Annotated in this window: 11 protein-coding genes; 5 read left to right on the forward strand and 6 right to left on the reverse strand. The window is 49.1% G+C overall.

The genetic code is table 11. From position 1 onward, the window contains the following. Positions 1-157 precede the first annotated feature (157 nt). Positions 158-1,321: a 4-phosphoerythronate dehydrogenase PdxB gene (gene pdxB, locus ACN0R8_RS11185; protein WP_417597417.1), complete on the reverse strand. Its 1,164-nt coding sequence runs from the start codon at positions 1,319-1,321 to the stop codon at positions 158-160. A gap of 358 nt (positions 1,322-1,679) precedes the next feature. Between pdxB and ACN0R8_RS11190 the strand changes: the two genes are divergently transcribed. Then, complete coding sequence (locus ACN0R8_RS11190; protein WP_078320125.1) at positions 1,680-1,967, forward strand: WGR domain-containing protein; 288 nt, start codon at positions 1,680-1,682, stop codon at positions 1,965-1,967. Here ACN0R8_RS11190 and ACN0R8_RS11195 read toward each other — a convergent pair. Beyond that, complete coding sequence (locus ACN0R8_RS11195) at positions 1,964-2,209, reverse strand: glutaredoxin family protein (protein WP_417597419.1); 246 nt, start codon at positions 2,207-2,209, stop codon at positions 1,964-1,966. The two genes, ACN0R8_RS11190 and ACN0R8_RS11195, sit on opposite strands and share 4 nt — an antisense overlap. Positions 2,210-2,321: 112 nt before the next feature. Further along, entirely contained in the window at positions 2,322-4,505 is a 2,184-nt protein-coding gene (gene rlmKL / locus ACN0R8_RS11200) for a bifunctional 23S rRNA (guanine(2069)-N(7))-methyltransferase RlmK/23S rRNA (guanine(2445)-N(2))-methyltransferase RlmL (protein WP_417597421.1), read from the reverse strand. Positions 4,506-4,942: 437 nt separating this feature from the next. On the opposite strand from rlmKL, the gene rmf reads away from it, so the two are divergent. Beyond that, the gene (rmf, locus tag ACN0R8_RS11205; protein WP_078320122.1) at positions 4,943-5,152 is read left to right on the forward strand and encodes a ribosome modulation factor; all 210 of its coding nucleotides are present in this window, start codon (positions 4,943-4,945) and stop codon (positions 5,150-5,152) included. Between the two features lie 141 nt (positions 5,153-5,293). Here the strand turns inward: rmf and ACN0R8_RS11210 are convergent, their stop codons facing one another. The 3 genes from ACN0R8_RS11210 to ACN0R8_RS11220 form a co-directional block, all read right to left on the reverse strand. Then, complete coding sequence (locus ACN0R8_RS11210; RefSeq protein ID WP_417597425.1) at positions 5,294-6,328, reverse strand: quinone-dependent dihydroorotate dehydrogenase; 1,035 nt, start codon at positions 6,326-6,328, stop codon at positions 5,294-5,296. A gap of 155 nt (positions 6,329-6,483) precedes the next feature. Then, entirely contained in the window at positions 6,484-6,705 is a 222-nt protein-coding gene (locus tag ACN0R8_RS11215; RefSeq protein WP_417597427.1) for a DUF2835 domain-containing protein, read from the reverse strand. A gap of 10 nt (positions 6,706-6,715) precedes the next feature. Further along, positions 6,716-11,563: an NAD-glutamate dehydrogenase gene (locus ACN0R8_RS11220; RefSeq protein WP_417597429.1), complete on the reverse strand. Its 4,848-nt coding sequence runs from the start codon at positions 11,561-11,563 to the stop codon at positions 6,716-6,718. Positions 11,564-12,050: 487 nt separating this feature from the next. On the opposite strand from ACN0R8_RS11220, the gene ACN0R8_RS11225 reads away from it, so the two are divergent. The 3 genes from ACN0R8_RS11225 to ACN0R8_RS11235 all read left to right on the forward strand — a co-directional run bounded on the left by ACN0R8_RS11225 (position 12,051) and on the right by ACN0R8_RS11235 (position 14,659). Beyond that, positions 12,051-13,025, forward strand: coding sequence for an AAA family ATPase (locus tag ACN0R8_RS11225; RefSeq protein ID WP_417597431.1), 975 nt, complete (start codon positions 12,051-12,053; stop codon positions 13,023-13,025). Then, positions 13,025-14,002: a DUF58 domain-containing protein gene (locus ACN0R8_RS11230; RefSeq protein WP_417597433.1), complete on the forward strand. Its 978-nt coding sequence runs from the start codon at positions 13,025-13,027 to the stop codon at positions 14,000-14,002. Before ACN0R8_RS11225 ends, ACN0R8_RS11230 begins: the two co-directional genes overlap by 1 nt. A gap of 162 nt (positions 14,003-14,164) precedes the next feature. Beyond that, on the forward strand, positions 14,165-14,659 hold the full coding sequence (locus ACN0R8_RS11235; protein ID WP_417597435.1) for a DUF4381 domain-containing protein: 495 nt from the start codon (positions 14,165-14,167) through the stop codon (positions 14,657-14,659). The last annotated feature ends 60 nt before the right edge of the window (positions 14,660-14,719 follow it).

The following is a 14,719-nucleotide window of genomic DNA, read 5'->3' on the forward strand; positions in this document are numbered from 1 at the left end:
CCGAAAGCGGAATCTACTCAAAATCAGCACACAAGCGGTGTCTGCAGGATTTTAAAACCAGAAACCAGGCAAAAAATACCCGGTAAAAACCGGGCATTTCACTAAAAAAAGGGATATTTTTTATTAGAACAATAATTAACCGTTTGATTAAAAAGACTTATTTACCCAGACGAACAGAAAAACCAAATTTCTCCAGCCGGTCACCCAATTTTTTCTGGCTGGTTTTCAGTTGCACTTTAAGAGTGTCAAATTCACGGCGTACCGGGTAAGTGCGCCTCAGCTCATCAAATGCCTGACCTAACGATTGGTTCTGCCGCCGAGCTTTACTAAAGGCCCGACGTAGTGCCATATCATCATTCCGAACATCGTAACAAGCGCGAATTGCAGTGAGAGTGGCCTGCCAACGATGGGCCTGATTTGAAAATGAAAGCTTGCGTAAAGGTGGCTCCGGGATAAGCTGCCCCAGCTTTTTGCGGGCGGGTAAGCCGAAATACCCACAAACAGCCCGATAGACCATCTCGGTGCCGCCAAGCTTGCCATCAAGGCTATAGCCGGCAATATGTGGCGTACCTATATCCACCAGTTCCAAAAGTTCATAGTCAATATCCGGTTCCGACTCCCATACATCAAGCACCGTGACTAAATCGCCTTTCTCCTGCAGCCTTCGCTTTAGTGCTACCGTATCGACAGCGGATCCCCGACCACTGTTGATCAACACAGTCTCCGGTTTCAGCTTGTTGATGCGGGTTTCATTCAGCAGATGCAGAGTTGGGTGATCACCATGTTTAATCAGCGGTGTATGCATGGAGATAATGTCAGATTGCCCCAACAACTCATCCAGATCAGTAAAACCCTCAGCACCTTCAGTCAATGCACGAGGTGGGTCATTTACCAATACCTTGATGCCGATCTCCTGTAAACGATCCTTCAGCCGCCGTCCCACATTGCCAGCCCCGATAATACCGACAGTTTTCTCTTTTAAAATAAAGTCTTCCTGATCTGCCAGCAAAGACAACACACTCAGAACATATTCAACCACCGAGTTCGCATTGCAACCCGGTGCATTGGCAAAACCAATATTATTCGCCGCCAGGTACTCCTGATCGATATGATCACAGCCGATGGTGGCCGTTGCGACAAAGCGCACTTTTGAGCCTTCCAGCAACGCCGGACTGATATTCGTAATAGAGCGAACCAGTAGCACATCTGCCTTTTGAATCTGCTTCTGAGTCATAGAACGCCCCGGAAGTGTTTCAATCGTACCCAGTTCAGAGAAAAACTCCTGAACAAGAGGGATATTCTCATCGGCAATAATGTGCATCTGTCTTCCTCTGGTTTTATCCTGCCCTGAGTAAGACCTGCCAAAATAAACATCACGGCAGGAAAGGGCTTTTTATATCAACACTTTACAAATGCGAGGGATTCAGGCTCAATTCCTGCCACTGGTCAGAATTGGGTGAATCATTACGCATACCTATGGCGGCTTAAAGCCGTACTTGTTGGTGCAATTCATTCATTGAGAAGAACCTTCTCTGACAACCGGTACATTGAGCAATATCAGTCAGCAAAGTGCCTCTGATCCAGTATCAGAGCGTAGGCGCTTTCATTAAGGGACTACTGATCTGATCTCTGTTGATCACAGTAGTTGAGAATCATATCAGTCCGCAGGAGTTGCACAAGTGATTGTTCGCTGGCAAAACGAACATGATTACTGTCTGGTTCATATCCATCAGGATATGTTCGGCGACTGGCTATTAACCAAAGCCTGGGGACAGATCGGTACGCAATTTGGCGGCCTGACGCACTCCTTAGTAGAGTCCTATGATGAGGCTGTCACTCTGATGGAAAGCATCGGCACTATTCAGGAAAGTCGTGGTATGAAGCGCGTACTTCAGCTGGATGACAGTGAAGAAGCCGCCGATCTCTTCTCGGACCTGATGAGGGCCGGCGAACTTCCCACCGGTTAACCCAAAGACAAATAGCGTCTTGCAGCTTCAGCATCAAACGGCCAACCCAGCTCCTCTTCCTGGTCAGCAAGGCGGATTACGGGGATTCGAATCCCATATCGCTCCACCAGAGCTTCCTTCTCACTGATCTCCACCAACTCTAAAACCATACCCTCTTCTGCTATCAGCGGATGAACGATTGCCAATGCCTGCTCACAAAGGTGGCAGCCCAAGGTGGTGTAAAGATACAGAACCTTACTCATTATTGACTCCGTTTTTCATACTCTTAACAAAACCTCTCTCAGAAAGGCATCCTGGAGAATAAAAAACAGCCTGCCCGGACAAGCCCGACAGACTGCTGATAACGCTTACCGATCAATCGAAATAGCGTATCTCAAAACAATGATGGATCTTAGGATTACGGGCAAAATCCGTTGGCACCGATTCTTTAGAAATATCCTGCACATCAAACTCATCTAGAATCGATTCATCCATTTTGAAGCTGCGCAGATTATTAGAGAAGATCAAGGCACCACCTGGCGCCAGCACACGCATGGCATGACGTATCATGCGGGCGTGATCACGCTGAACATCCAGCACATCTTTCATCCGCTTCGAATTAGAGAAAGTTGGTGGATCCATAAAGATCAGATCAAACAGCCGCATATTTTCCTGCAGCCATTGAGTGCAATCAGCCTGAATAAATTCATGCTCTTCACCGTAAAAACCGTTCAGACGCATGTTCTTCTTGCCCCACTCCAGATAGGTGTTGGACAGGTCCACACTAACAGTGCTCCGGGCACCGCCTACCGCAGCATGAACTGTAGCAGTAGCGGTATAGCAGAAGAGATTCAGTACACGCAGGTCTTTTGACTGCTCACCAATGTAGGTACGAACAGGACGATGATCCAGAAACAGACCCGTATCCAGATAATCATCCAGATTAACCAGCAGCTTGCAGGGACCTTCGTTAACGGTCAGCATCTCGCGCTTCTTGTCCATTTTTTCATACTGTGCACGACCGGCCTGACGCTTACGCTGCTTCAGATGGATATTCGACGGGTTGATATTAAATACCGCTGGCAACACCTGAATCACATCCAACAAACGGCGCTCAGCTTTAGCAGGGTCGATGGTTTTAGGAGGTGCATACTCCTGAACATGCAGATGATCGCCGTAAACATCTACCGCAACCGCATATTCAGGAATATCAGAGTCATAGGCGCGATAGCACTCCGTTTTCTCTTTTTTCAGCCACTTTTTCAGGTTTTTCAGGTTTTTTCGCACCCGGTTTGCAAACATCCGCCCGCCATCACTCCAGGCCGATTCATCCATAATCAACTCTTCGGTGCTTTGAGTCGGTTTATCCGGGCGCACCCGCTGATCAGAATCTGCAGCTACAGCAAACAACAGAAGCTTACAGGGCAGAGCACCATTAAACATGTTGTACTGCTTGTGACTGCGCAGCCCCATCTTGTGACAAAGGTCGGTATTACCTGTGAAGACCGATACCTGCCAGCCTGGGAAAGACTCTTTCAGTCGATCCCCTAGGTGGCGATACAAATGGATCAACGACGGCATATCACTGATCCGTTCCCCATACGGAGGGTTCGTTGCCACAAGGCCTGCATCAAGATTGCCAGCATGGGTTGGCTGAACAAAGTAAGCCAGCTCTTTTTTCGTAACATTAACGATTTTATCCAGACCGGCACGACGAATATTTTTCTGCGCGGCAACAAGAGCTTTACCACTGGCATCATAACCGTAAATCAGCCCATCCCAACGCTTATGACCAATGGAAGCACGTGCTTCTGCCTCGTGTTCCACTTCTCGCCATAAATCAAAATCGTGCTGCTTCCAGGTAAAGAAGCCAAAGTGGCTGCGGTTCAGGCCTGGAGCCTGGTCCATTGCCATCAACGCCGCTTCAATCAACAACGTACCGGAACCACACATAGGATCGATCAGCGGCTTTCCTTCTTTGGCCAATTCAGGCCAGCCACTGCGGATCAGAATCGCCGCCGCCAGATTCTCTTTCAGAGGCGCCATGGCACCATCCAGGCGATAGCCCCTCTGATGCAGACTACTACCAGAAAGATCGAGGCTCAGCACCACTTCACCACGGTTCAGCCGCGCATTAACCCGCATCGACGGGCGCTCTTTATCCACCGAATGGCGATAGCCGGTTTTCTCTTTAAGTTGGTCAACAATGGCGTCTTTAACGCGCTGAGCGGCAAAGTGCGTATTACGGATCTCACGGTTAGTACCGGAAAAATCTACGGCCAGAGTCCCCATCTCCTGCATGTGGTCCTGCCAGTTGACCCACTGAACCGTATCGTACATCTCATCGGCAGTTTCCGCCGGGCCAACATATAACCGCAGCAATACACGGTTTGCCAGGCGAGACCATAAACAGAGACGATAGGCCACCTCCAATGTCGCCTGACACTCCACGCCCGCTACTTTTTCCCTAACACTTTCGGCACCCAGTTGCGCGCACTCCTGTGCCAGCAGACCTTCAAGGCTTTTCGGACAGGTTAAAAAAAGATCTAGTAAAGCCATTATTTCCCAGCCAATTCAACAGGCTAACTTTATTAGCATGTTTCGTTATTCCTGCACCGACTAAGCAGCTACAGGATTATGAAAAAAAGGTGTTCGACAAAGTATGACAATTCCACTACAACTAAGTTGTTGCCGCAGATTTTGCGCAAACGTCGTAAAACACAGTGAACTCTAAACCCCTAAACAGGTCATTAAAAGTACAGGCTCATTTTAGTTTTAAGAGTGTACTTCAACATCAGACCGGAGGTTAAAGAAACCTGATGTCTTTCAGATCTGATGCGATCTGATCCCGGACCTGAAAAAAAGGCACCCAGGTGCCACAGGACTTTACATTTAGGGAGTGTTTGTCAGAGGCCATATAACCGGCCTGCCGTGAAAGCTAAACAGAGCACGGTAATCAGACAAACTCCACAGATAGTTACGAGGCGTTACTCACTATGAAAAGACAAAAAAGAGACCCAGCCCAACGATCTTTTTTACGTGGTTACCAAGCAGGCGTATCCGGAAAATCCCGGGATTTATGCCCAAACAGTAACATTGATGCCCGGCAATACTGGATGAGCGGATGGCGAGAAGGCCGCGCAGATTCGTGGGCGGGTATGACTGGTGTCTCCGGAATCCACAAGAATCCGACCGTACTGCCTTAGACTGAAGCTACCTGGCAGCTTATCTGCTGGCCAGAGTTAAAGCGACATTGTCCATACCAGAATAACTCTAAGGCTCGCAACTGCGAGCCTTTTTAGTACTATTCTGAAATGCATCCCAACCCTGAAATGCACCCCGCCAGTTTAAGACCTACGAGATACCTGCAAAGCTGCAACCGCTTCAGCGACTTCTTTCACCAGTTTGGGCCCCTGATAGATAAACCCAGTATATACCTGCACCAGGCTGGCACCTGCTTCTATTTTCTCGCAGGCGGCTTCAGCACAATCAATACCACCTACCCCGATAATGGGCAGCTCACCCTGCAAAGTCTCAGCAAGAACTCTGATCACATGGGTAGATTTATCACGTACCGGTTTACCGCTCAAACCACCTGTTTCATCGGCATTGTCCAGCCCAAGAACGGCATCACGATCCAGAGTGGTGTTGGTCGCAATCACCGCATCCATCTTCTGATTACGGATATTATTCGCCACCAGACGAATCTCTTCATCACTCATATCCGGTGCAATTTTCACCGCAATGGGTACATAACGTTGATGTTGCTCCGCTAAGCGGGTCTGCTCCTCTTTCAACGCACGAAGTAGCGCTTCCAGCGTTTCACCAAACTGAAGGGTACGCAGCCCCGGAGTATTCGGAGATGAGATATTAACGGTCACATAGTCCGCATGCGGGTAAACTTCTTTCAGGCAGTAGAGGTAGTCTTTTTCAGCATCATCCACAGAGGTGGTCAGGTTTTTACCGATATTGATACCGACGATACCCTGAAATTTGCGCCGCTTAACCTGCTCAACCAGATGATGTACACCTTTGTTGTTGAAGCCCATCCGATTGATGATGGCTTCTTTTTCCGGGATACGGAAAAGACGCGGCTTATCATTACCCGGCTGAGGTTTAGGAGTTACCGTACCTACCTCGACAAAACCGAAGCCCAGGGCACCCAGCGCATCCAGATAGTCCGCATTTTTATCTAACCCTGCAGCCATCCCCACTGCGTTTGGGAACTTAATCCCCATCACTTCAACCGGCGCATTTACCGGCTTTGCCACAAACGGCGACAAAACACCCAGACGATTGGCGGCATTCAGGCCATCCAAAGCCAGTTCATGGGCCGTTTCACCAGAAAAACGGAACAGAATATTGCGCGCTAAACCGTACATGACAGGACTCCTGAAAGCGATGCATCAAAGCGGATGTAAAACGGCAAAATTATACGCTGACAGCGCACTAAAAGCATTAACGGTGGAAAGGTTGAGAGGAGTTAAAAAAATTGATGAGTAAAAGCGTCAGAATAAATAAAAAAAGGGCAGCCTCTTCAGGCTACCCTTTCTATACTCTGGAATTTATTACCGGCTCCAAACCTGACCCTAAACACCCCTTGAATACCCTTATGGGTAACAAACTGGCGCAACACGGAGGCGGGCAACTGCACCCGCCTGCCAAGGGTGTCGTAAGCGATTACACCAGAGGCATAGCCCCGGTAGTATTCCAGATATTTTTCAGCACTTAGGCTGAGTGAGACGATAACTTCCTGCATAAAGCATATTTTATGCTTCCATCTGCATCTGTGCCAAGTCAAAAAGCTCGCGCATGGCCACAGAGTAGATCGGGAAGTCAGCTTTGTTGCCAGTTTCAATCTCCTGAAGAATCGTCTGCCAGCGATTAACCTGATGCTGATGTCGCTTCATCCACTGGGTCACACGGCCTTCAACATCTAATGCACCATCCTCCATCTGCAGCACACTGATGGCCAGCGCACGACTTTGCCAATCCAGGTCATCACGGAAGGTTTCGCGGGCTAATGCTTCCCAGCTATCATGAACATCCAACTGAGTGATTTTCTGACTGATCCACTGCAGATCCAGTTGATGCCCCAGCTCGAAGTACACTTCAGCAACACGTTGAAGTTTTTCACCGGTTGAACGTTCTGCTTCAACAATTCCCAGTAAAGAGTAAAGCCCGGAAGTTGCAGCAACCTGATCAGCCAGTGCTTCAGGAACACCTTTGCTAATCAGATCTTCGCGCCGCTTGCTCCAGTTTTCCAACTGTGCTCCGCGCAGACGCTCACCGATGCCTTCGCTCAGCATACGAACTTTAGGTTCATACAGCTCAATCGCATCACGAACCGGAAGATTGGCTAGGTGCGGGCGCAGGAACCAACGGGTTGCCCGACGAATCAGACGCATCAGTTCCAGCATCATCTCATACTGAACAGAGCTGCTTACGCGGTTATCCAGTTGCTCGATCTGGCTCCATAGACTATGGATACCAAACACTTCACGGGTGACCACGTACGCGCGTGCAATCTCAGCCGCTTCAGCACCGGAAGAGTCGATCAGGCGATGAATAAAGGCAATACCACCGTGATCAATCAGATCATTTGCCAGCTGCGTGGAAACAATCTCACGCTTCAGTCGGTGGTTGTACATAGCCGGTTTGTACTTTTCCATCAGAACATGAGGGAAGGCACGTTCGACTTCACGCTCGATAAAGCTGTCATCCGGTACTTCTGTTGCCAACAGTGCCTGTTTCAGGTCTGACTTGGCATAAGAGATCAGTACCGACAGTTCAGCCCGGGTCAGGCCTTCGCCCTGATTGAAGCGTTCCAGCAGCACATCATCAGCCGGAATAAACTCCAGTTCACGATTCAGTTTGCCTTCACTTTCCAACGCATTAATAAAGCGGCGGAATTGGCCGATGCCCTCTTTCGCCATGATCTTAGCCAAACTCAGTGCCTGAGACTGGCTATAGTTATTCTTCAGAACCAGATCACCCACTTCTTCGGTCATCGCTTCCAGCAGCTTATTTCGCTGCTTCTCGGTCATATCACCCTGTTCTACCAGCTCAGCCAGCAAAATCTTGATGTTAACCTCATGGTCAGAGCAGTCCACACCGCCTGCGTTATCGATAAAGTCAGTGTTGGATGCACCACCATGCAAACCGTATTCGATACGGGCCCGCTGAGTGACACCCAGGTTACCCCCTTCACCCAGTACACGGGCACGCATCTGATTACCATTGATACGCAAGCTATCATTTGCCTTATCGCCTGCATCCCCATGGGACTCTGAGCTGGCTTTAATATAGGTGCCAATACCACCGTTCCAGATCAGATCAACAGGCGCTTTCAGAACAGCTGAGATCAGATCATTTGGTGAAAGATGATCCTCTTTGATATCAAAACGCGCTTTCATCTGCGGCGTAACCACAATGGATTTCGCGGAACGGGAGAAAATACCACCGCCCTCAGAGATCAGTTTCGCGTTGTAGTCTGCCCAACTTGAACGCGGCAGGTCAAACAAGCGCTGACGCTCACGGAAGCTGCTCAGAGCATCCGGATTCGGGTCTACAAAAATATGAAGATGGTTAAATGCGCATACCAACTGAATGTGCTCAGACAGCAGCATACCGTTACCGAATACATCACCGCTCATGTCGCCAATACCGACAACCGTGAAATCTTCGTTCTGGACATCATGATCAAATTCACGGAAGTGACGCTGTACAGAAACCCAGGCACCACGGGCCGTAATACCCATTTTCTTATGGTCGTAACCGTTAGCACCACCGGATGCGAAAGCATCTTTCAGCCAGAAACCGTGCTCCAGTGAGATGCCATTGGCAATATCAGAGAAGGTCGCTGTACCTTTATCCGCTGCAACAACCAGGTACGGATCGTCTTCATCGTGACGCACCACCTGCTTTGGTGGAACCACTTCACCCTCAATCAGGTTATCGGTGATGTCCAACAGGGCGTTGATAAAGGTTTTATAACACGCGATACCTTCCTGCAGGATATCGTCACGGTCACCGCTTGAAGGTGGGCACTTGCTGACGAAGCCACCTTTCGCACCAACCGGTACGATGACAGAGTTCTTAACCTGCTGGGCTTTAACCAGACCAAGCACTTCGGTACGGAAGTCTTCATGACGATCAGACCAGCGCAGGCCACCACGGGCTACTTTGCCACCGCGCAGGTGAACGCCTTCCACTCGTGGGGAGTAAACGAAGATCTCAAACATTGGTCGGGGCAGAGGTACATCAGGAATCTTATGGGTATTCAACTTAAACGACACGTAAGATTTAATATTGCCGCTGTTGTCCAGTTGGTAAAAGTTGGTACGCAGAGTCGCCAGCATCAACTGCATATAGCGGCGAAGAATCATATCTTCTGTCAGAGACTGAACCTGATCCAGCGCTTCAGTAATGCGGTTGACCAGGGCTTCTTCAGTTCCTTCAGTGTAATTTGCACTGGGATCAAAGCGCAAACTGAACAGCTCAAGCAGCATGCTGGTGATCCCCGCATGGTTGCCTAATGTCGTTGCGATATAGCTCTGTCCAAAACTAAAGCGAATCTGCTTCATATACTTGGCATAAGCACGCAAAACGGTAACCTGACGCCAGTTCAGGCGAGATGTCAGAACCAGGCGGTTAAAGCTGTCATTTTCTGCAGAGCCGTTCCAGATCTGTTCAAAGGCTTCCTGGAAAACATCGCGTACCTCAACCAAAGGCGCATCCATCCGACCGGAGGACGGCTCCAGTGAGAAGTCATGCACCCAGATAACGTCACCATCGCTACGACAGATCTCGTAAGGGTGCTCGCCGACAACCCGCATGCCCAGATTTTCCAATACCGGAATGACATCAGACAGAGGCAGCTGTTCGTTTTTGTGAAACAACTTAAATTGCAGATGATTGTTTTCAGCTTCCAGCTGGCGGTAAAAAGACATAGTGACCGAGCGTGTATCATTCAGCTCATCGATATAACCGATATCAAAGACCGCCGTTCTTGGACTGTAGTCCTCGCGGTAACTCGCTGGGAATGCATCACGATAAAGGCGCAGATAAGCGTTGGCCTTCTCTTCGCCATAACCCTCCACAAGCGCCTCAGCCAGATCGTCACTCCAGGAGCGAACCACCTGAATCACTTTTTTCTCAATTGCACGAATATCGTACTTAGGCGGTGTATCACCATTGAAGCGCAGGATCAGTTGAGAGCGAGCCAGAACCGATTCAGAGAAGTAGGTGTGGAATTCGTTACCGTGGGCATCCAATTCTTCGCACAGCAGATCGCGCAGTTTATGGCGCAGCTCAGTACTGAAGATATCACGGGGCACATAAACCAGGCAGGAAAACAGTTTGCCGAAACGGTCTTCACGGATAAACAAGCGCACCTTAGGGCGCTCGCGGATGTTCATAATAGCAACAGCTGTTTCTGTCAGTTCAGGCAGGCTTATCTGGAACAGGTCATCACGGGGATAAACCTCCAGAATCTGAACCAGCTGCTTTCCATTGTGCCCGTTTGGATCCAGGCCGGATGCCTCAAGTACCGCCTGTATCTTCTTGCGAAGGATAGGTACATTACGAGGTGTCTCATTATAAACTGATGCCGTATACAGCCCTAGGAAGCGACTCTCCCCCACCAGGTTGCCTTTCTCATCAAAGCGCTTGATACGAATATAATCAGGGTATGCCGGGCGATGAACACGGGCATGCTCAGGGGCTTTAGCAAAAGTCAGCAGCTCGGGAATCAATACAAACTGACGACCGTCGAGCGCCAGCTCATTACGATCCTGAGAGTTGTAACGGGGGTCATCCAGCTTCAGAACCCCCATTTCAGAACCGGAAACCAGCTTCAGAACCTTCTTGCCATTGTCATCAGCAACATCGTATTCGTCATAACCCAGGAAGGTAAAGTGCTCGTCATTCAGCCACTTCAGGAAGTCGACTGCTTCGTTTACATCCTCATCGGACAAATGCTCAGGATGACTGGATGCAAGCGCATCACACAGCTCAAAGCACTTATGCTCCATCGCATCAAAATCATCAACCGCAGTGGAAACCTCCAACAAAACTGTCGCCAGGCTGGCAGACAGCTCGTCCAGTTCAGCCTGATCAGTATGACGATCAACTTCAATATAGATCAGTGATTCAGCACAACCCGTATCTTCAGAGCTATCACGGCGGCCCTTCAGATCTGTCATCTGCCCTTTATCGTCGCGCAGGAAGTTCAGAACCGCATTATGGATCGAGTGAACCGTTAAACCCCGTCGATTCAGTTCGATACGAATGGAGTCCACCAGAAAAGCCATATCCCGGTGCAACACCTCAATAACAGTATGGGTTGACTGCCAGCCATGCTGTTCAAAGTCAGGGTTGTAGACACGAATTTTCGGTTCATTATCATCGTGCTTCTGGACAAAATTCCACGCAGATACCGTTGCGCCATACAGATCGTCCGAACGACGTTCAGCCAGCTCTTCCAGAGAAGCCGATGCGTAATACAGGCCGGCAAAAGTACTGATATCTTTTGCCTGTTTTTCAGAAAACTTTTGTGCAAGCTGGTCTTCCAGAAGACCGAGAAACTGTTTGTGACCTTCACTGGCTTGATACATCGTCAATTAACCTCAGGGGTGATTCCGGGATGACTTTATGTGATTTAAACCCATAACAAAACAGGCATAACATCCTATCTAATATAGAGATAGCTTTGTTCAAAACATAGTACAAATCAACCGCTGTACCGATGATCTATTACAAAAAAGCATAGGGGGAGAAGCGAACAACATAGGAGATAGCTTTCACACCGTAAAACAAGCCCCAAAATGCCGATTTGTTTCAAGCGGCTCAAAGTTTAGTTTACAAACCAGGGCACTTTTTTTTAATGGAACCCATGCTCAATTCGTTGATCAGATGCTAGCCAGCCAGAAAGTAATCTCGCTATACTCGCTGACATTAATGCAGTCTCACACGTATAGGTGCAGTCTCACAGGTATAGGTATTGAGCCAGCCTGTATCTGGATATGGCATAATCAATAAAGCCACAGGCAAGTGTGCTTATCCATAGACAACAAACAACACCCTGACGATACAAGGATAACCATGAGTGTTCGCGACGCCTTTCAGTCTCTGAATGACCACTTAAAAAGCCAGATTATCGGGCAGGAAACACTGCTCAGTCGTTTATTGATTGCTTTACTGGCCGACGGCCATTTGCTGGTGGAAGGCCCTCCCGGCCTTGCCAAGACCAAGGCTATCAAGTCGCTATCTGATTGCCTTGAGGGTGATTTCCAGCGTATCCAGTTTACCCCTGACCTGCTACCTGCTGATATTACTGGTACAGATATCTACCGTCCGGAACACAACAGCTTCAGTTTCCAACAGGGCCCTGTGTTTAACCATTTTGTGCTGGCGGATGAGATCAACCGCGCCCCGGCTAAAGTTCAGGCCGCACTACTGGAAGCAATGGCAGAACGCCAGGTTACAGTTGGTAATACCAGCTACTCCCTGCCGGAAACCTTTCTTGTCATGGCGACCCAAAACCCGATAGAACAGGAAGGCACCTACCCCCTCCCGGAAGCACAACTCGATCGCTTTCTGCTGCATACCAACCTGAGCTATCCCAGTGCTGAAGCTGAGCTTGAAATTTTGCGCCTGATCCGTAACGAGCAAAAAGAGATGTTGTCATACACACAGGACAGCAACGTATTGCCATCAGTCAGTCAGCAGGAGATTATTCAGGGCCGGAAAGAGGTCCTGGATATCTACATGGCGGAAAGTATCGAGCAATATATTGTGCACCTTGTGGATGCCACCCGCCGCCCGGATCGTTATAACAAGGATCTGGCTCAATGGATTGAATACGGTGTCAGTCCCCGTGCCACACTGGCTCTGGATCGTTGTTCCCGGGCCCACGCTTGGCTTGATGGCCGTGATTTTGTAACGCCTGAAGATGTTCAGACGATGGTGCCGGATGTTTTTCGTCACCGGTTGCTGCTCCGCTACGAAGCAGAGGCAGCAGGGTTCAGAGCCGATCAGATAATCGCGCATTTATTACAACAGGTACCGGTGAGTTGATGCTGAATTCCGCATGGCAACAGATCCGCAAAAGCCTGCGACCAGAGCCAATACAGGACATGGAAACCCCTTTCCTGCCAGAGCTAAGATTGGAGCAGCTCAGTCGACTGCAGGAGTATAAAAACCTCCTAGGTTTGAATTTACGCTCTCCAACGGGCTCGACACTAGCAGGTCAGCACCGCTCCCGTCAGCAGGGACGAGGTATGGAGCTCAGTGAAATACGGAATTACCAGCCAGGGGATGACATTCGTCTGATGGACTGGAAGGTAACAGCCCGTACCCGCCGGCCTCACACCAAAGTTTTTATGGAGGAACGGGAGAGACCCGCTCATCTAGTTGTGGATCTCTCTGCCTCTATGCTATTCGGCAGCCTGCGTAGTAAAGCTGAGCAAGCAGCTAATATCGCCGCTACACTCGGCTGGGCTCTAAGCTATCAGGGAGATCGTTGCGGTGGGCTGGTGTTTAATGGAGAAGAAGCACGCCTGATAAAGCCCAAAGCCCGGCATAAAGGACTTCTGCCTTTACTGAAAACCAGTTGTGATCTGGGGCATAACATCACCCAGGCGAAAAGCCGGTCTCAAACCGGCCGCATGAATCAAGTGCTACGGCAAATTGCGGTACAGCCAGGGCATGGTAGCCTGATTGTACTCATCAGTGATTTTTGGTCTCTGGATCTGGAAGATTTATCTATTCTGACACAGCTCAGTCGTAGCCATATCCTTGTTGCCATTCAGGTCAGCGATATACTAGAGCGGGAATTACCAATGGGCTCCTGCTTTCTGACCGATGGCAGCCAGGATTTCTATTACGACGGCACCAAACCAGCGGAGCAAAAGCGTTACCGGAGAGAGTTTGACCTGCACAAAGATGCCCTTAAACAAGCCATACAAAAAGCCCGGGGGCATTTTATATCCCTGTCAACACATGAGAAACCAACTGACAAACTGAAACAGTTTTTTGCCAGGGGTTCCCGGTAAAACCTAGTTTAAACCGGTATAATGATGATCCCTTTTGGGGATAAAAAAGCCAGAAACAACAAACAGATACCTAAAAATATAAATAAAAAATGTATTGCATATAGTATCCATGATATCTGTTCATGATCACAAACGAATAGAGCTCGGCAGGAGCCCCGCTGAATGAGCACCGCACACGTCACTCAAGAAGCATCCAAATTACTGGATCAACTTAAAGATATACATATTCCGGAACCTAGTGGTGGCTGGACCCCCAGCGTCAACATCTGGTGGATCTCCGTTGCCGGTATTCTGGCGGTTATCATGATCGGAGTTCTGGCTCGTCGTTACTATATGCGCACCCGAACACGCCGTTATGCACTGAAAGAACTGGAGAGTATGCAGGTACGTTTCAACGAACATGGTGAGCACCAACGACTGCTGAACGAGCTTAATATGCTGCTGCGGCGCATGGCCATGATCAATTATGACCGGGAAAAAATTTCACCCCTAGCCGGACGGCACTGGCTGACATTTCTGGATCGTAGTGGTCAGACCCAGGAATTCAGCCAGGGTGTCGGGAAAGTACTAATTCAGGCTTACCAACCCTCTCCGGAAGCATTTGATGAGAACGCCTTGATTGAGGTAGTAAGACAGTGGATCAAGCGACAGCTTTAGACGCCTTATCACAGCTAAACTTTTTCTCCGGTTTTTTCGTACCCCTAAGTCAGGTGCATT

This window comes from Oceanospirillum sp. (assembly GCF_048265165.1).
Classification (GTDB): Bacteria; Pseudomonadota; Gammaproteobacteria; order Pseudomonadales; family Halomonadaceae; genus Oceanospirillum.